Here is a 17,567-nt window from a genome sequence, read left to right on the forward strand (position 1 = left end):
CGCCAGACCGAACTCAACCACCGCGTCCCGTACCCCATCGGACCCACCAGCGACGCCAACCTCGACCCGATGTGCCGCCGCGACCACGTCCTGGTCACCCACGGCGAGTTCTCCTACGAACGCGCCCCCGACGGCACCATCACCTGGCACACTCCCACCGGCCACACCTACCAACGCGACCCCAACGGCACGCTGACCAAACTCAGTCGCGACCTCCACCACCCCGGCAGCAACGGCAAAACCCGCTACCACACCCCCGACCCCAGACCCATCGACCCCGACGAACCCCCACCCTTCTAACCGAGCCGGCCGGAGCCACCAGTCGGCCCGGAGTCTCGGTCAGCAGGAGTCTCGGTCAGCGGCTCCTCACCAGCGTCGTCCTCCGCCAGCGGCTACTCGCCAGCGTCGTCCTCGGTCAGCGGCTACGCGGTGGCTTCGGCGAGCGCCGCGAGCCGATCGACGGACGACTGCAGGTTCGCGGCCGTCGTGTTTCGTGCCCGCTCGAACCTTCGCTCGTCGGTGAGGTTGGTCCAGTCGTAGGTGTGTCTGACGAGTGTGGTCCGGTCATCGGACACTTCCAGTTCCCAGCGCCACAGGTGACCAGGAGGCTCCTCGCCCGGCGGGGCGGGATTCCAGGCGATGCGGCGCCCCTCCTCGAACTCGACGATGTGGTTCTCGCGAACGGCGCCCTTCGTGAGCTCCATGGTGAACACGTCGCCGACCGAGCGCACCCGCTGGCCGCGCGGCGCGTGCCCGAGGTTGTCGTTGCCGTCCCACTCCGGCTGCCTCGCCGGATCGGCGATCAGCTCGAAGATGACGGCTGCGGGCGCCGCCACCACCTTCGACGCGGTCACGATGCGCTCGTCGTCGCTCATGGGCAAAGCCGACCACGCGCGGCGCGTGGACGCAAGGATCGCCCGCGCCTCGGACTCAGTCCCAGCGCACCACTGGTGCGTCGGCGCCGAAGTCGACCACGGGCGAGCCGAGGCTGCCGGCGCTGCCGAAGAGTAGTTCGCAGCGGCCCGACTGGCCGTTCTCCGTGCAGTCGAACTCGACGTCGACCGCACCGATGTACTCGCCGCTCACGATCCTCGGGTCGTTGTGGTCGACGTCGGCCTCGAGCGAGTCGAGGGTCACCTGTGCTTCGGCGGACAAGGACCGGGAGACCGTGCCCTCGTGGACCGTGGTGCCCTGGATCGTGTCAGGCAGGTCGATGCCGCAACCGGCGGCGAGTGTCGTCGAGGCGACGCAGGTGCTGACCGCCGCGTTGACGAGGGTGCGGAACTGCGCCAGCCCCTCGTCGCTCAGCACCACCTGAGCGTCGAACTCACCACCGCCGGCCTCCTCGGAGACTGTCGTCCGGGTGGTGCCCTCGAGCCCGAACTGAGGGTCGGACACGCTCAACTCGTACGCGCCGAAGAAGACGTCGACGCTCGCCGACGTGACCTGGACGCCGTTGACCAGGCCACCCGCGGCTACGAGCGCGTCGCCGACGTAGAGGCTGCCGTAGCCGCCGGTGAGCTCCCAATCGACGGTGTCCTCGTCGGAGTATGGGCCCGTGACGCTGAGCGTGATGTCGATCTGCTCATCACCGAGCAGGTACGACACCGCCACGTCGACGACTCCGAATGCCGTCTCCGGGTCGACGGGAGTCACCTCGATCGCGGTGATCGGCGCGATCGCGTTCGATGCCGCGAGCACCTCATCCGTCATGAGCTCCGACGGCGAGGCGATCGTGAGGAACGTGAGTGCCGCGTCGGCGTCGGCGTCGGCCAGGGCCTGCAGGTACCCCTCGACGGGCGCGATGGCCGCGTCCGCTCGCGCCTGCGCGGCGGCCTCGGCGGCAGCCTCCGATGCCGCGGCCTCCTCAGCCGCGCGCTGCTCCGCGCGCCTGGCGTTGGTGACCGAGAGCACGACGACGAGCGCGATGACGAGCACGAGCGCGCCGACGATGCCGAGGAGCACCCCCTTGCGCATCGGCTTGCGCTTCGGCTTGCGCGGCGAAGCGACAGTGGGCGCCCACTGTTGCTGCGGCAGCGCTTGCGGGGAGCCCGGTGGCCACGGCTCCGGAGGCGCGGTGCCCTGTTGCCACGGCTGTTGGGGCGCTGGCACGGCGCCCTGTTGGGGCGCGGGCGCGGTGCCCTGCTGCCAGGGCTGTTGGGGCGCTGGCACGGCGCCCTGCTGCCACGGCTGTCCACCGCTGCTCAGCGGCCAGGGCCGGCTCCCATCCTGTGGCTGCGCCGGCGGTGGACCCGGCGGCGACCACGACGGCTGCGTCGATGGCTCGTCCGGGTGCGGATCCTGCTGGTGTCCAGGCTGCTGTGCGTCGTGCCCCACGGCCACTCCTCGCCCCTGTGCAGGGCCCTCGTCCGCTCGTAGGTCACGGGCGCGGGGCCGCTCGCTTTCTCGCGGATCGTACCGGCCATTCCGGACGCCCCGCGCGCAGTCTGCACGCCCCCCGCGAGCGGCGCATCAGCCGGCCGCGGGTATCCCGGTCTCGGTAGTTGCCTCACCGGCCGGGACGTCCCGTTCGTCCGCCGAGAACTCGGCTCCGTCCGGCCACGCGCAGATGCAGACCTTGTTGCCGGCCCGGTCGGCGAGGATCCAGTGCCCCGGTCCGGCGTCGTGCACCACGATCCCGCCGGCGGCCACGGCCGCATCGAACCGAGCGTGGGACTGCTCGCGCGCGACGGACACGTCGATGTGCATCGCGTGCCTCAACGGCTTGGATTCGTCCAGGTCCTGCATCCAGACTGTTGAGCTGTGGCCGAGCGGGTCGACACCGTTGTCGTCGGCCACGGCGTCGTAGCCGAGGGCGGCCCGCCAGAAGCCGACGTCGATCGCATCGGGCTTCGCCGCAATCGCGAGCTGGACCTCCTGCACCGCCGCTCGATCGGCCATCGCGCCGTGCTGCGCGGCCGTGGCCGAGACTGCCATGGCCAGGTCGACGTGCTCCGGCTCAAGTGCCCAGAGGTCCCGGGTGAGCCGCACCGTGAGCTGGTCGTCCGCGATGGTCAGGAGCCGACCGGCCCCCTCGAAGCCCGCGACCTCGGCGATCGCGGCCGCGAGCCGCACGGAGGCGGCGAGCGAGCCGGTCCGGAACACCGCCGTCGCGCCGCCGTGCAACACGACCCAGTCCTCGACGCCGGTGGCCTCGAGGAAATGGCGCCAACCCTGCTCACTCATAGCCTGACCTCCGGGTCTGATGGAACGACCACGATCCTGCCCGATGCGATGCGCAATTTGCGGAACGACGCGGCGGCATCGTGCCACGACGGCCCGCTGAAAATCGCGTTGACAGTGCGTCGGACGCAGCCGGAGGATCGTCGTGTTCTGTCCGAACGGCTGACAGGTTCCCCGACCGAGAGAACGGAGCCACCATGCGCGAGTTCGTGTGCCCAGCAACCGCCGACCTGCACACGAGGAGCCATGGACCGTTCGAACTCGCAGAGATCCGCATCACCTGACGCCGACCCGGGCACAGCCTCGGATCCGGCCGCGGCAGGTGCGCCGCCCCATTCGGGCTCACGCCGACTCAACCTCGGCGTACTGGCCCATGTCGACGCCGGCAAGACCTCTCTGACCGAAGCGTTGCTGCACGCCGGGGGTGCGATCGACCAGATCGGCCGGGTGGATGCCGGCACGACCCAGACGGACACCCTTGCACTGGAGCGGCAGCGCGGCATCACCATCCGGTCTGCCGTCGCGTCGTTCAGCGTGGGCGATCTCACCGTCAATCTTGTGGATACACCAGGCCATCCGGACTTCATCGCCGAGGTCGAGCGGTCGCTGGCAGTTCTGGACGGTGCGGTCCTGGTGCTCTCCGCAGTCGAGGGCGTGCAGGCTCAGACCGTGGTGCTGTACCGGGCGCTGCAGCGCATGGGCGTTCCCATGGTGCTCTTCGTCAACAAGATCGACCGATCCGGAGCGGCGCCCGAGAAGGTCCTCGACGAGATCCGGTTCCGGCTGGGCTCGTCGGTGGTGCCGTTGACCCGCGTGCTCGGCGCGGGCGCACCGGCGGCGCAGAGCCAACCGCTCGCCTGGGACGAGCCGGCGGTGGCAGAAGGTCTGACGGCTCGGTTGGCCGACCATGACGACGAACTGCTCGCCGAGTGGGTTGCAGGCAGCGGACCGGTCGGCATGGCGCGGCTACGCATGACCCTGGATCGGCTGACACGCGCCGGAGCCGTTCAGCCGGTCGTGTTCGGCTCGGCCCGAACCGGTGCCGGAATCACCCAGCTGATCGACACGGTGGCTTGGCTGCTCACTCCACCCGCCGGTGACGATGCCGCCCCTGTCTCGGCGCAGATCTTCAAGGTCGAGCACCCCGCGTCCGGAGGACGCCAGTCCACCGTGCGGGTGCGCGCCGGCAGGTTGCGCCTTCGAGACCGGGTGCCGCTCGGCGGTGGCCGGTCGGCGACCGTGACGGATCTCGAGGTCTTCGAGCCGGGCGGTCCCGTACGGCGCGATCGGGTCGCGGCGGGGCAGATCGCCCGGGTCCGCGGATTGGACGCTGCCCAGATCGGTGACTGGATCGGCTCCGGACCCGCACCCGCGGCTCGGTCGGTTCTGCCCAGGCCGGGCTTCGAGACCCGTGTGGCTGCGCGTGACCCCAACAAGCAGTACGACCTGCGCAAGGCCCTGACGGAACTGGCCGACATCGACCCGCTGATCTCCGTCCGGTCCGACTGCGGAGCCATCCGGATCAGTACGTACGGCGAGGTACAGCAACAGGTCCTGGCCCAGACCCTGGCCGCCGACTTCGGCATCGACGCAGTCTTCAGCGGAACCACGGTGGTGTGCGTGGAACGCCCGTCGAGCACGGGGACCGCCGTGCGGCGGATGGGTGACGCGGGCCACCTGTACGGCTACACCCTCGGGGTGCGCACCGAGCCGGCCGCGCCAGGCAGCGGCATCGAACTGGTGGTCGAGGCGCCGCGGGCCGGGCTGCCGCTGCACGTCTACTCCACCCTCGACGGCTTCCGGTCGGCGATGCTGGGCTACCTGGCGGATCCCCTCGGATCGGGACCGCACGGCTGGCCGGTCACGGACCTCAGGGTCACGGTGACCGAGAGCGACTACCCTCCGGCCGGTCCGCGCGCTTCCGACGTGCGGCACACGACCGAGGTCGTGGTGCGAGAAGCCATCCATTGGGCGAGCACCACGGTCTGCGAACCGGTCGAGCGATTCACCGTCGAGGTGCCGATGGGCACCCTCGCCGCGGTCCTCACCCTGCTTTCCCGGCACGGCGCGATGCCGGACGCCACGGACAGCCACGGCCGGTTGGCGGTGGTGTCGGGAACGGTGCGAGCCGACTCGGTCGGAGCGGTGCGGGCCGGTCTGCACGGCGCCGCGAACGGACAGGGCGTTCTGGAATCGGTCCCGGACCACTTCGCGCCCGTCGCCGGTGGCGGTCACTCGGCGCGAGCACGTCGGTGATCGCGGCTGGACAGTCATCCATCCGACTGTATAGTTATGCACATGCCTGTATCTGTTGCGATCGCCGGTGCCAGTGGCTACGCCGGAGGCGAGGTCCTGCGCCTGCTGCTCGGTCATCCCGAGGTGACCATCGGGGCGCTCACCGCCCACAAGAACGCCGGTGACCTGGTCGGGTTGCATCACCCGCACCTGCGCGACCTCGCCGAGCGCCGGTTCGTCGAGACCACTGCCGAGAGCCTGCTCGGCCACGACGTCGTGGTGCTCGCCCTGCCGCACGGTGCCTCCGGCGAGATCGCGGCCGCCCTCGAGGCGGCCGGGTCCGAGGCCCTGGTGCTCGACTGCGGTGCCGACCACCGGCTCGTGGACGCGGGGGACTGGGAGACGTTCTACGCCTCACCCCATGCGGGCAGCTGGCCCTACGGGCTGCCCGAGCTCGTGCTCGCCGACGCCGGCACCCGTCAGCGTGAGGTGCTGCGCTCAGCCCGGCGGATCGCCGTGCCCGGCTGCAACGTCACTGCCGTCACCCTGGGCATCCAGCCCGGCATCGCGACCGGCGTGGTGGACCCGACCGACCTGGTCGCGGTCCTCGCGAACGGGTACTCCGGCGCCGGCAAGGCGGCCAAGACCCACCTGATCGCCTCGGAGGCGCTCGGCTCCGCGGTGCCCTACGCCGTCGGCGGCACGCACCGGCACATCCCCGAGATCGAACAGAACCTGCGCGCCGCCGGCGCCGAGCAGGTTCGACTGTCGTTCACACCGACGCTGGTGCCGATGGCCCGAGGCATCCTCGCGACCACGACGGCGCGCCTGACCGAGGGCGTCGACCCCACCACGGTCCGGGCCGCCTGGCAGACCTACTACGCCGACGAGCCGTTCGTGCACCTGCTCCCCGAGGGCCAGTGGCCCTCCACGGCCGCGACCGTCGGCGCGAACACCGCCCTGGTCCAGGTGGCCGTGGACTCCCGGGCCGGCCGGGTCGTGACCGTCTGCGCGATCGACAACCTCGTCAAGGGAACCGCCGGTGCTGCCGTCCAGTCCATGAACCTGGCCCTCGGCCTGCCCGAGACGATGGGCCTGCCCACGAACGGAGTCGCCCCGTGAGCATCACCGCACCCGCCGGGTTCCGCGCCGCCGGCGTCATCGCCGGCCTCAAGGCCTCCCGCAAGTCCGACGTCGCCCTCGTCGTCAACGACGGGCCGCTGCACGTCGGCGCCGCCGTGTTCACCACGAACCGCGTGGTCGGGGCTCCGGTCACCTGGTCGCGTCAGGTGGTCGCCGACGGCGTGATCAACGCCGTGGTCCTCAACTCCGGCGGCGCGAACGTCTGCACCGGACCCGAGGGCTTCGCCGACACCCACCACACTGCCGAACGCGTCGCCGAGCTGCTCGGTTGCTCCGCCGGTGACGTCGTGGTCTGCTCCACCGGCCTGATCGGCGAACGCCTCCCGATGGACAAGCTCCTGCCCGGGGTCGACAGTGCGGTCGCCGCGCTCCACACCGACGGAGGTGACGACGCGGCTACGGCAATCATGACCACGGACACCGTCCCGAAGATCACCCACGTGATCCGGGCCGGCTGGAGCGTCGGCGGCATGGCCAAGGGTGCGGGGATGCTCGCGCCGGCGATGGCCACCATGCTCAGCGTGCTCACCACGGACGCCGTCGTGGACGCCGCCACCGCCGACGCCGCCCTGCGCGCCGCCACGGCCACCACGTTCGACCGGGTCGACTCCGACGGCTGCATGTCCACCTCGGACACCGTCACCCTGCTCGCCTCCGGCGCCAGCGGCGTCGAGGTCGGCCTCGCCGAGCTCACCGACGCCCTCACCCAGGCCTGCGGCGACCTCGCCCGCGCCCTGGTCGCGGACGCGGAGGGCGCCAGCCACGACATCGCGGTGAAGGTGGTCGGCGCCCACAGCGAGGCCGCCGCCGTCGCCGTGGCCCGGGCCGTGACCCGGTCCAACCTGTTCAAGGCCGCGATGTTCGGAAACGACCCGAACTGGGGCCGGATCCTGTCCCAGGTCGGCACCGTGCCGATCGAGGTCGCCGAGTTTGAGGCCGACCAGCTGGACGTCGCGATCAACGGCGTGCAGATCTGCCGCGGCGGCGCCGCCGGCGCGGACCGCTCCCTGGTGGACCTGGCGGCCCAGCGCGAGGTGCACGTCGAGATCGACCTGAACGCCGGCAGCCACGAGGCAACCGTCTGGACCAACGACCTCACCCACGACTACATCCACGAGAACAGCGCGTACTCCACATGAGCGAGCCCAACCGGAACCCGGACCCGACCGCCGAGCCGGCCACCGCCGTCGACCCCTCGTTCGTCTTCAACACCGAGACGGATCTGTTCCCGCACCAGAAGGCCGAGGTGCTCGTCCAGGCCCTGCCGTGGCTGGAGGAGTTCGCCGGGGCGATCGTGGTCATCAAGTTCGGCGGCAACGCCATGGTCGACGCCACCCTCGAGCGGGCCTTCGCCGACGACGTCCGGTTCTTCCGGTACGCCGGTCTGCGGCCCGTCGTGGTGCACGGCGGCGGCCCTCAGATCTCGGCGATGCTCGCCCGGCTCGGGATCGAGTCGGAGTTCCGCGGCGGCCTCCGGGTGACCACCCCCGAGACCATGGACGTGGTCCGGATGGTGCTCACCGGGCAGGTCCAGCGCGACCTGGTCAGCCGCCTCAACGAACGCGAACCGCTCGCCGTCGGGCTGTCCGGCGAGGACGGCGGCCTGTTCCGCGCGGTGAAGCGGCCCGCCATGATCGACGGCCAGCCCGTCGACGTCGGTCTGGTCGGCGACGTGGTCGAGGTGCGGCCGAAGGCCGTGCAGGACCTGCTCGACGCCGGCCGGATCCCGGTCGTCTCCACGATCGCTCCCGACGGCGAAAGCCCCGGCGACGTGCTGAACGTGAACGCGGACACCGCCGCCGCCGCGCTCGCCACCGCGCTGGGCGCGCAGAAGCTGGTGGTGCTCACCGACGTGGAGGGCCTCTACGCGGCCTGGCCGGACCGGACCTCCCTGATCCGTTCCATCGACGCGGATGCCCTCGAGGAGATGCTGCCCGGACTCGAGTCCGGGATGGTGCCGAAGATGGAGGCGTGCCTGCGCGCGGTCCGCGGCGGCGTGCGCCAGGCACACGTCATCGACGGCCGCCAGCCGCACTCGCTGCTGCTGGAGATCTTCACGAACGAGGGCGTGGGCACCATGGTGCTGCCGGTGGCCGACATCGCCGACGCCGACAAGCCGAGTGAGAACGAGGAGGACGAAGCGTGAGCGAAGTGATCGAGGCCGCCACCGGTTCGCTGACCCAGGACGACTGGCAGCGCCGGTACGCGGGCGCGCTGATGAACACGTTCGGGCCGCCGCAGCGGGTGCTCGTGCGCGGCGAGGGCTGCTACGTCTGGGACGCCGACGGCACTCGCTACCTCGACCTGCTCGCCGGCATCGCGGTCAACGCGCTCGGCCACGCCCACCCCACGCTCACCGGGGCGATCAGTGCCCAGCTCGGCACGCTGGGGCACATCTCCAACTTCTTCGCCTCGCCCACCCAGATCACGCTCGCCGAGCGGCTGCTCGCCCTCGTGGTCGACGGCGGTGCACCGGCGGGTGGGCGGCTGTTCTTCACGAACTCCGGCACCGAGGCGATGGAGGCCGCGTTCAAGCTCGCCCGCCGCCACGGTGGCCCCGGCCGGGACCGCATCCTGGCCCTGGACGGCGCGTTCCACGGCCGGTCGATGGGCGCGCTCGCCCTCACTGCCAAGGCTGCGTACCGGGAGCCGTTCGAGCCGCTGCCGGGCGGGGTCGAGCACCTGCCGTTCGGTGACCTCGCGGCCCTGGAGGCCGCGTTCGCCGACGGCGGTGAGCGCGTCGCCGCGCTGATCGTCGAGCCGGTCCAGGGGGAGGCGGGCGTGCGCCCGCTGCCGCCGGGGTACCTGGCCGCGGCGCGTGAGATCGCGTCCGCGCACGGGGCGCTGCTGATCCTCGACGAGGTCCAGTCCGGCATGGGCCGCACCGGCACCTGGATGGCCCACCACCTGCCGCACATCGGCGGCGGAGTCGTCCCCGATGCGATCGCGCTCGCCAAGGGCCTCGGCGGCGGCTTCCCGATGGGCGCGCTCGTCGCGGTCACCGAGGAGGCGGCCACGCTCCTGACCCCCGGCCAGCACGGCACCACATTCGGCGGCAACCCGGTGGCCAGCGCCGCCGCCCTCGCGACCATCCACGTCATCGAGCGGGACGGTCTGCTCGCCAACGCGACGACCGTGGGGCAGCACCTGCGTACCGAGATCGCAGCGCTGGACCACCCGCTCGTGACCGGATGCCGCGGCGAAGGCCTGCTGATCGCGATCGAGCTCGCCGAGCCCGTGGCTCCGGCGGTCGCGGCCGCGGCGCTGCGCCACGGCTATATCGTCAATGCGGTGGCACCGGACGCGATCCGGCTCGCCCCACCGCTGATCCTGACCACCGCGCAGGCCGACGCCCTCGTGGCGGACCTGCCGACGATCCTCACGGAAGCGAGTGCCGCATGAGCCTTCGCCACTTCCTTGCCGACGACGACCTGACCAGCGCCGAGCAGCGCGAGGTCCTGCTGCTCGCGCTCGCCACCAAGGCGGCCCGGCACGCGTTCCGGCCGCTGGCCGGCCCGCAGGCGGTCGCGATCATCTTCGACAAGCCCACCCTGCGCACCCAGGCGTCGTTCACCGCGGGCGTCGCCGAGCTCGGTGGCTACCCGATGCTCGTGGACGGCAAACTCGCCCAGGTCGGCGTGCGGGAGTCCGTTCCGGACGTCGCGCGGGTGCTCGGCCGGATGACGTCGGCGATCGTCTGGCGCACGTTCGGGCAGGACCGGATCGAGGAGATGGCGGCCCATGCCGGGGTGCCGGTCGTGAACGCGCTCACCGACGACTACCACCCGTGCCAGATCCTCGCCGACCTGCTCACGATCGCCGAGCACACCGGTGGCCTGTCCGCCTCCGGTCCGGCGCTCGCCGGTCGCTCGTTCGCCTACGTCGGAGACGGCGCCAACAACATGGCCAACTCCTACCTGCTCGGTGGCGCGCTGGCCGGTCTGGACGTGCGGATCGGCGCACCGGCCGACTACCACCCGAACGCGGACATCGTGGCCCGAGCCACCGCGATCGCACAGGAGAGCGGCGGGTCCGTCACGGTCACCACCGACCCGGCCGAGGCCGTCCGCGGCGCGGACGCCGTCGCCACCGACACCTGGGTGTCGATGGGACAGGAGGCCGAGTCCGAGGCGCGCGAAGCACCGTTCCGTGCCTACCAACTCAACGACGACCTGCTTGGCCAGGCTGCGCCGTCGGCCATCGCGATGCACTGCCTGCCCGCCTACCGCGGCAAGGAGATCACCGACGAGGTGATCGAGGGACCGCGGTCGGTCGTCTGGGACGAGGCCGAGAACCGGCTGCACGCGCAGAAGGCGATCCTCGCGTGGCTGCTCGAGCGGCGGGAGCAGCGGTGATGACCATCCCGGCGACCAAGACGGCCCGGCACGCGCTGATCCGGCAGGTGGTCGAGGCGGGGGCGGTGCGCTCCCAGGGGGACCTGCAGGCACTGCTCGCCGACCGGGGCGTCAGCGCGACCCAGGCAACCCTGTCCCGGGACCTGGACGAGCTGCGCGCATACAAGGTACGCAGCGCCGACGGCAGCCAGCATTACGCACTGCCGCCCGAGAGCGGGCTCGGCTACGCCGGCGGCGACACCGAGCAGCTCGCCACCCGGCTGGCCCGGCTGTGCACCGAGTTGCTTGTCTCCGCCGACGTCTCCGGGAACCTGGTGGTGCTGCGCACCCCTCCCGGCGCGGCACAATTCTTGGCATCGGCGATCGACCACTCGGTCCTGCCCCCGGTGATCGGCACGATCGCCGGGGACGACACCGTGCTGGTGATCGCAGCCGAAGCAGAGGGTGGACCCGTGGTCGCCCAGCTTTTCCTGGATCTGGCCGGTGGCCGCGATCCCGATAGAGACACGACGACCCCTGAGGAGAACCGGTGAGCAAGGTACTGACGGAACTGCCGGTCGGCGAACGAGTAGGCATTGCGTTCTCCGGCGGTCTGGACACCTCGGTCGCGGTGGCCTGGATGCGGCACCACGGGGCGATCCCGTGCACCTACACCGCCGACCTCGGCCAGTACGACGAGCCCGAGATCGAGAAGGTGCCCAGCCGCGCCATCGAGTACGGCGCCGAGCTGTCCCGCGCCGTCGACTGCAAGAGTGCCCTGGTCGAGGAAGGGCTGGCGGCGCTCGCCTGCGGCGCGTTCCACATCCGTAGCGGCGGCCGTGCCTACTTCAACACCACCCCGCTCGGCCGAGCCGTCACCGGCACGTTGCTGGTGCGCGCCATGCAGGCGGACGGCGTCGAGATCTGGGGCGACGGGTCCACGTTCAAGGGCAACGACATCGAGCGGTTCTACCGCTACGGGTTGCTCGCGAACCCGTCCCTGCGGATCTACAAGCCGTGGCTGGACCCGGCGTTCGTGTCCGAGCTTGGTGGCCGCGCGGAGATGAGCGAGTGGCTCACCGATCACAACCTGCCCTACCGGGACAGCGCCGCGAAGGCCTACTCCACCGACGCCAACATCTGGGGCGCCACGCACGAGGCGAAGACCCTCGAGCACCTGGACGTCTCCCTGGAGACCGTCGACCCGATCATGGGCGTGAAGTTCTGGGATCCGGAGGTGGCGATCGAGACCGAGGACGTCACCATCGCCTTCTCCCAGGGCCGACCGGTCGAGATCAACGGGCGCCCCTTCGCCGACCCGGTGGCACTCGTGCACGAGGCGAACACCATCGGTGGCCGGCACGGGCTCGGCATGTCCGACCAGATCGAGAACCGCATCATCGAGGCGAAGTCCCGGGGCATCTACGAGGCACCCGGGATGGCGTTGCTGCACATCGCCTACGAGCGGCTGGTGGCTGCCATCCACAACGAGGACACCATCGCCAGCTACCACGCCGACGGCCGGCGCCTGGGACGGCTGCTCTACGAGGGCCGGTGGCTTGACCCGCAGGCGCTCATGATCCGCGAGTCGATCCAGCGATGGATCGCCTCCGTCGTCACCGGCGAGGTCACCCTTCGGCTGCGCCGCGGCGAGGACTACACGCTGCTGCGCACCGACGGACCCGCCTTCTCCTACCGCCCGGAGAAGCTGTCGATGGAGCGCACCGAGTCCGCGGCCTTCGGCCCCACCGACCGGATCGGGCAGCTCACCATGCGCAACCTCGACATCGCCGACTCGCGCGACAAGCTGGAGATGTACGCCCGGCAGCCGGTGAACCAGGGGCAGGTGCTGGTCGAGAACGGCACGCTGTTCGGTGAACTGCCCACCGGAGGGGCCGCCGTCATCACGGCCAACCCGACGGTGGAAGGCGACGAGACCGCTCTGGAGAGCGCGGCCATGGAGGTGGGATCCGACTGATGGGCGAGCACACCACGTCCGGCGCGCTCTGGGGTGGGCGCTTCAGCGGCGGCCCCGCCGACGCGCTCGCCGCCCTCAGCAAGTCCACCCACTTCGACTGGCGTCTCGCGCGCCACGACATCGCGGGCTCCCGTGCCCACGCCCGCGTGCTGCACGGTGCCGGCCTGCTGACCGAGGACGAGCTGGCCGGAATGCTCGCCGCCCTGGACGCACTCGACGCGGACGTCACCTCCGGCGCGTTCGTGGCCGGTGACGGCGACGAAGATGTGCACAGCGCCCTCGAGCGGGGGTTGATCGAGCGGGCCGGGCCCCACCTCGGCGGCAAGCTGCGCGCCGGACGGTCCCGCAACGACCAGATCGCCACCTTGGTCCGGATGTACCTGCGCGAGCAGGCACTCCTGGTCGCCGGCGGGGTGCTGGACGTGGTGGACGCCCTGATCGCGCAGGCACAGGCGCACCCGAACGCGCCGATGCCCGGGCGCACCCACCTGCAGCACGCCCAGCCGGTGCTCCTCGCCCATCACCTGCTCGCGCATGCCTGGCCGCTGCTGCGGGACGTCGACCGGCTCCGCGACTGGGACGCACGCGCAGCGATCTCGCCGTACGGGTCCGGCGCGCTCGCCGGTTCCTCGCTCGGCCTGGATCCGGCCGCCGTGGCCGCGGACCTGGGTTTCGACGCCCCGGTGGCGAACTCCATCGACGGCACGGCCGCGCGGGACGTGGTGGCCGAGTTCTCGTTCGTGACCGCGATGATCGGAGTTGACCTGTCCCGGATCTCCGAAGAGGTCATCCTCTGGGCGACGAAGGAGTTCGGCTTCGTCACCCTCGACGACGCGTTCTCCACCGGCTCCTCGATCATGCCGCAGAAGAAGAACCCGGACGTGGCCGAGCTCGCCCGCGGCAAGGCGGGCCGCCTCATCGGCGACCTGGCCGGGCTGCTGGCCACCCTGAAAGGCCTGCCGCTGGCCTACAACCGGGACCTGCAGGAGGACAAGGAGCCCGTGTTCGACGCCGTGGACACGCTCGCTCTGCTGTTGCCCGCCGTCGCCGGCATGGTCGCGACCCTGACCTTCCATGTCGACCGGCTCGCCGAGCTCGCGCCGCAGGGTTTCGCCCTCGCCACCGACATCGCCGAGTGGCTGGTGCGTCAGGGCGTACCGTTCCGGGACGCCCACGAGATCGCCGGCGCCTGCGTGCAGGCGTGCGAGGGTCGTGGCATCGAACTCTGGGACCTCAGCGACGACGACCTCGCCGCGATCAGTGAGCACCTCAGCCCGGGGGTGCGGGAAGTGCTCAGCGTGGCCGGCTCCATCGGCTCCCGCGACGGCGTCGGCGGCACCGCCCCTGAGCGGGTCGCCGAGCAGCTCGAGGCGGCGCGCACCACGTCCGCGGAGCGGCGCGCCGGCATCGCCGCGATGCGGTGACCCGGACGCCCTCCGACGGCGCGGCCGCCACCGCCGAGACCGTCGCCGCGATCGTCGCGGCGGCGGCCGCGGCTGGACCGCATTGCGGGCGGACCACGGTGATCGCCATCGACGGGCCGGCCGGCTCCGGCAAGACCAGCCTGGCCGCCGCCGTCGCGCCCGTCCTGGGCGCCCGGACCATCCACATGGACGACCTCTACGAGGGGTGGTCCGGACTCGCGGCGGCCGGGGACCGGCTCACCGAGGAGATCCTCGCACCGATCTGGCTCGGTCGACCGGGCCAGTACCGGCGCTACGACTGGCACGAGCAGGCGTTCGCCGAGTCCCACGAGGTCCCGATCTCCGACCACCTCGTGGTCGAGGGCGTCGGCTGCGTGCGGGCGTCCTCGCGCCGGTTCCTCTCGGTGATCGTGTGGGTGGAGGCCGACGACGACGTCCGGCTCGCCCGCGGGCTCGCCCGCGACGGCGTCGCCGCCGAACCGCACTGGCGGAGCTGGATGAGCGCCGAGCGGGACCTGTTCGCGCGCGTCGGGACCCGCGACCTCGCCGACGTGCATGTGGACGCCTGGGGCAGGCTGCGCCCATGAAGACCGTCCTGGACCTGTCCCGGCGCAGCACCGAGTTGGCGACCGATTTGCTCGGGGCCACGCTCACGTCCCGGGTCGGCGGGCACGAGGTCACCGTCCGGCTCGTGGAGGTCGAGGCCTACGAGGGCATCGATGATCCGGGCTCGCACGCCTACCGCGGCCCGAGCCCCCGCAACGAGGTGATGTTCGGGCCGCCCGGTCATCTCTACGTCTACCGACACCTCGGGCTGCACCACTGCGCCAATCTCGTCTGCGGGCCCGACGGCGTCGCCTCCGCGGTCCTGTTGCGCGCCGGCGAGGTGGTCGCCGGGACCGGCGAGGCCCGACGGCGTCGGCTCGCCTCGGGCGTGTGCCGCACCGATCGCGACCTCGCGAGGGGACCGGCGCGCCTGGCCGTCGTGCTCGGACTCACCAGGGAGCACAACGGTGCCCTCGTCACCCAGGGCGGCGACGCCGTCGGGCTCCTGAGCCTGGACCGCGGCGAACCGCCGGCCGCCGTGGCCAGCGGTGGTCGGGTCGGCGTGAGCGGCGCCGGGGGAGACGCGGAGAGGTTCGGCTGGCGATACTGGGTCGACGGTGACCCGCACGTGTCCGCCTACCGGTCCGCCGGGCGCCGTTAGGCTCGCACCTGGCGGGCAACCCGCCGCACCCCACACGCATCCGACGTACACGCGTGTGTCACCCACCCGAGAGGCAGAGAAGTAGCCGTGAACGACATCCTCGACGAGCTGCGCTGGCGCGGTCTGATCGCCCAGTCAACCGATGAGTCGGCCCTGGCCGACGCACTCGCGGCGGGGCCGGTCACCTACTACGCCGGTTTCGACCCCACCGGCCCGAGCCTGCACCACGGGCACCTCGTGCAGCTGGTGCTGCTGCGGCACCTGCAGCGCGCCGGCCACCGGGCCCTCGCGCTCGTCGGCGGCGCCACCGGACTGATCGGCGACCCGAGGATGTCCGGTGAGCGAACGCTGAACACGAAGGAGGTCGTGGCCGAGTGGACGACGCGTCTGCACGCCCAGATCTCCCGGTTCCTCGATTTCGACGGCGACAACCCGGCCACCATGGTGAACAACCTCGACTGGACCGCGCCGCTGTCCGCCATCGACTTCCTGCGGGACATCGGTAAGCACTACCGGCTCGGCACCATGCTCGCGAAGGACACCGTGGCCCGCCGGCTCAGCAGCGACGAGGGGATCAGCTTCACCGAGTTCAGCTACCAGATCCTGCAGGGCATGGACTTCCTGGAACTGAACCGGCGCTACGGCTGCACGCTGCAGACCGGCGGCAACGACCAGTGGGGCAACCTGCTCTCCGGCGTGGACCTGATCCGCAAGGCCGATGGTGGCGCGGTGCACGTGCTCACCACCCCGCTCATCACGAAGGCCGACGGCACCAAGTTCGGCAAGACCGAGGGCGGTGCGGTCTGGCTGGCCCCGGACATGATGAGCCCGTACGCCTTCTTCCAGTTCTGGGTGAATACCGACGACGCCGACGTGGTGGGCTACCTGAAGATCTTCACGTTCCTCGACCGGGAGCGGATCACCGAGCTGGAGCAGGCGGTCGCCGACGCGCCTCGGGCCCGCGAGGCCCAGCGAGTGCTGGCCCGTGAGGTGACCACGCTGGTGCACGGTGCGGACGCCACGGCCCGGGTCGAGGCTGCCTCGGCGGCCCTGTTCGGCGGCGGGGACCTGCACGACCTCGATGCCGACACCCTCGCGGATGCGGTGGCCGAGGTACCCCGGGGCACCGTGGTGCCGGGGGAGTCCACGATCGTGGATGCCCTCGTGGCCGCGGGACTGGAGAAGGGACGTAACGCCGCTCGCCGCGTGGTCGGCGAGGGTGGTGCGTACCTGAACAACGTGAAGGTCGCCGACCCGGAGCAGATCATCACCGAGGGGGACCTCCTCGCCGGCGGTGTCGCGCTGGTGCGCCGGGGGCGGCGGAACCTGGCGGTCGTCACCCGCTGATCGCCCCGCACCGCTGACCGATGCCGGCCGGCCGACCGAGGACCCACGGTCCCGGCGGCCGGCCTCGCTCGTTCCCGCGAAGGGCGTAGCCGGGCCGAGGCGGATCGTGACTCAGGTCACTGACGGCAGTTCTCGCCGGATCAGGCTCGACGCCGGGCCCGATGAGCACACCTGACCATGCGTTGTTGCAGGTCAGAGCCCATCGAGCCGGCTCGGACAGGTGCCCGGAGGGCGGGTTGCGGAGGATTTGACCCCTGCCCCGGCACGACGTAATGTTTCACCTCGTTGCCCCGACAGGGAGGAACGGACACCGAGAGGTGGACGGTCCCGGATAGAGGGCACGAACCCCCGGCAGTCACCCGATGCGATGCATCGAGGAGCGACAGGACGGGCCTTGGACCACAGTCCACCGCAGCAACTCCATGCCCACCGGCAGCAGCTACAAGCCGGAACGCAGGATTTGACGGTGAGGGTGCGGGAGGCTAGGGTAGAGAGGTTGCCCCAGCGAGGATCTTAGCGGGTCTGGGTTGGTGCGCGTCCGCTCCTTGAGAACTCAACAGTGTGTCATATAATCGATGCCGAATAGTTTGTTTATTTGGTTTGACCAGTTGTGCCAGATGACTGGTCGGGCCGGGTTTTGAATCGGCTTCCATTGCAGCTTTGGTTGTGGTGGGGGTTGCTTCGTAGTGTCGGTGCTTGTGGCTGCCTTTGGGTGG

At 71.2% G+C, this 17,567-nt stretch carries 15 protein-coding genes and 1 pseudogene; 13 read left to right on the forward strand and 3 right to left on the reverse strand.

Translation table 11 applies throughout. The annotated features are described in order from the left end of the window. Positions 1-300: pseudogene (locus KCQ71_RS26610) on the forward strand (hypothetical protein); the annotation flags it as partial. A 122-nt stretch (positions 301-422) separates the two neighbouring features. On the opposite strand, the gene KCQ71_RS26615 reads toward KCQ71_RS26610, so the two are convergent. The 3 genes from KCQ71_RS26615 to KCQ71_RS26625 all read right to left on the reverse strand — a co-directional run bounded on the left by KCQ71_RS26615 (position 423) and on the right by KCQ71_RS26625 (position 3,186). Beyond that, positions 423-875 (reverse strand): SRPBCC family protein, encoded by a 453-nt coding sequence (locus KCQ71_RS26615; protein ID WP_223411700.1) that lies wholly within the window; start codon positions 873-875, stop codon positions 423-425. Between the two features lie 55 nt (positions 876-930). Continuing rightward, positions 931-2,172, reverse strand: a complete 1,242-nt coding sequence (locus KCQ71_RS26620) for a hypothetical protein (RefSeq protein WP_223411701.1) — start codon at positions 2,170-2,172, stop codon at positions 931-933. A gap of 300 nt (positions 2,173-2,472) precedes the next feature. Next, positions 2,473-3,186 (reverse strand): VOC family protein, encoded by a 714-nt coding sequence (locus tag KCQ71_RS26625; protein ID WP_223411702.1) that lies wholly within the window; start codon positions 3,184-3,186, stop codon positions 2,473-2,475. A 243-nt stretch (positions 3,187-3,429) separates the two neighbouring features. On the opposite strand from KCQ71_RS26625, the gene KCQ71_RS26630 reads away from it, so the two are divergent. The 12 genes from KCQ71_RS26630 (at position 3,430) to tyrS (ending at position 16,851) form a co-directional block, all read left to right on the forward strand. After that, positions 3,430-5,439, forward strand: a complete 2,010-nt coding sequence (locus KCQ71_RS26630) for an elongation factor G (protein WP_223411703.1) — start codon at positions 3,430-3,432, stop codon at positions 5,437-5,439. A gap of 42 nt (positions 5,440-5,481) precedes the next feature. Further along, positions 5,482-6,540: an N-acetyl-gamma-glutamyl-phosphate reductase gene (argC, locus tag KCQ71_RS26635; RefSeq protein WP_223411704.1), complete on the forward strand. Its 1,059-nt coding sequence runs from the start codon at positions 5,482-5,484 to the stop codon at positions 6,538-6,540. Then, entirely contained in the window at positions 6,537-7,700 is a 1,164-nt protein-coding gene (gene argJ / locus KCQ71_RS26640) for a bifunctional glutamate N-acetyltransferase/amino-acid acetyltransferase ArgJ (RefSeq protein ID WP_223411705.1), read from the forward strand. Before argC ends, argJ begins: the two co-directional genes overlap by 4 nt. After that, complete coding sequence (argB, locus tag KCQ71_RS26645; protein WP_223411706.1) at positions 7,697-8,707, forward strand: acetylglutamate kinase; 1,011 nt, start codon at positions 7,697-7,699, stop codon at positions 8,705-8,707. The genes argJ and argB overlap by 4 nt, the downstream gene beginning before the upstream one ends. Further along, complete coding sequence (locus tag KCQ71_RS26650) at positions 8,704-9,963, forward strand: acetylornithine transaminase (protein WP_372454129.1); 1,260 nt, start codon at positions 8,704-8,706, stop codon at positions 9,961-9,963. The genes argB and KCQ71_RS26650 overlap by 4 nt, the downstream gene beginning before the upstream one ends. Beyond that, positions 9,960-10,916: an ornithine carbamoyltransferase gene (gene argF, locus KCQ71_RS26655; RefSeq protein ID WP_223411707.1), complete on the forward strand. Its 957-nt coding sequence runs from the start codon at positions 9,960-9,962 to the stop codon at positions 10,914-10,916. The genes KCQ71_RS26650 and argF overlap by 4 nt, the downstream gene beginning before the upstream one ends. Beyond that, positions 10,916-11,449, forward strand: a complete 534-nt coding sequence (locus KCQ71_RS26660) for an arginine repressor (protein WP_223411708.1) — start codon at positions 10,916-10,918, stop codon at positions 11,447-11,449. Before argF ends, KCQ71_RS26660 begins: the two co-directional genes overlap by 1 nt. After that, positions 11,446-12,873: an argininosuccinate synthase gene (gene argG / locus KCQ71_RS26665; RefSeq protein ID WP_223411709.1), complete on the forward strand. Its 1,428-nt coding sequence runs from the start codon at positions 11,446-11,448 to the stop codon at positions 12,871-12,873. The genes KCQ71_RS26660 and argG overlap by 4 nt, the downstream gene beginning before the upstream one ends. Then, the gene (argH, locus tag KCQ71_RS26670) at positions 12,873-14,297 is read left to right on the forward strand and encodes an argininosuccinate lyase (RefSeq protein ID WP_223411710.1); all 1,425 of its coding nucleotides are present in this window, start codon (positions 12,873-12,875) and stop codon (positions 14,295-14,297) included. Before argG ends, argH begins: the two co-directional genes overlap by 1 nt. After that, entirely contained in the window at positions 14,294-14,884 is a 591-nt protein-coding gene (locus tag KCQ71_RS26675; protein ID WP_223411711.1) for a nucleoside/nucleotide kinase family protein, read from the forward strand. Before argH ends, KCQ71_RS26675 begins: the two co-directional genes overlap by 4 nt. Further along, positions 14,881-15,504, forward strand: coding sequence for a DNA-3-methyladenine glycosylase (locus tag KCQ71_RS26680; RefSeq protein ID WP_223411712.1), 624 nt, complete (start codon positions 14,881-14,883; stop codon positions 15,502-15,504). Before KCQ71_RS26675 ends, KCQ71_RS26680 begins: the two co-directional genes overlap by 4 nt. Before the next feature lie 87 nt (positions 15,505-15,591). Continuing rightward, positions 15,592-16,851, forward strand: a complete 1,260-nt coding sequence (gene tyrS, locus KCQ71_RS26685) for a tyrosine--tRNA ligase (RefSeq protein ID WP_223411713.1) — start codon at positions 15,592-15,594, stop codon at positions 16,849-16,851. Positions 16,852-17,567 lie beyond the last annotated feature (716 nt).

The organism is Occultella gossypii (genome assembly GCF_019947135.1).
GTDB classification, from domain to species: domain Bacteria; phylum Actinomycetota; class Actinomycetes; order Actinomycetales; family Beutenbergiaceae; genus Occultella; species Occultella gossypii.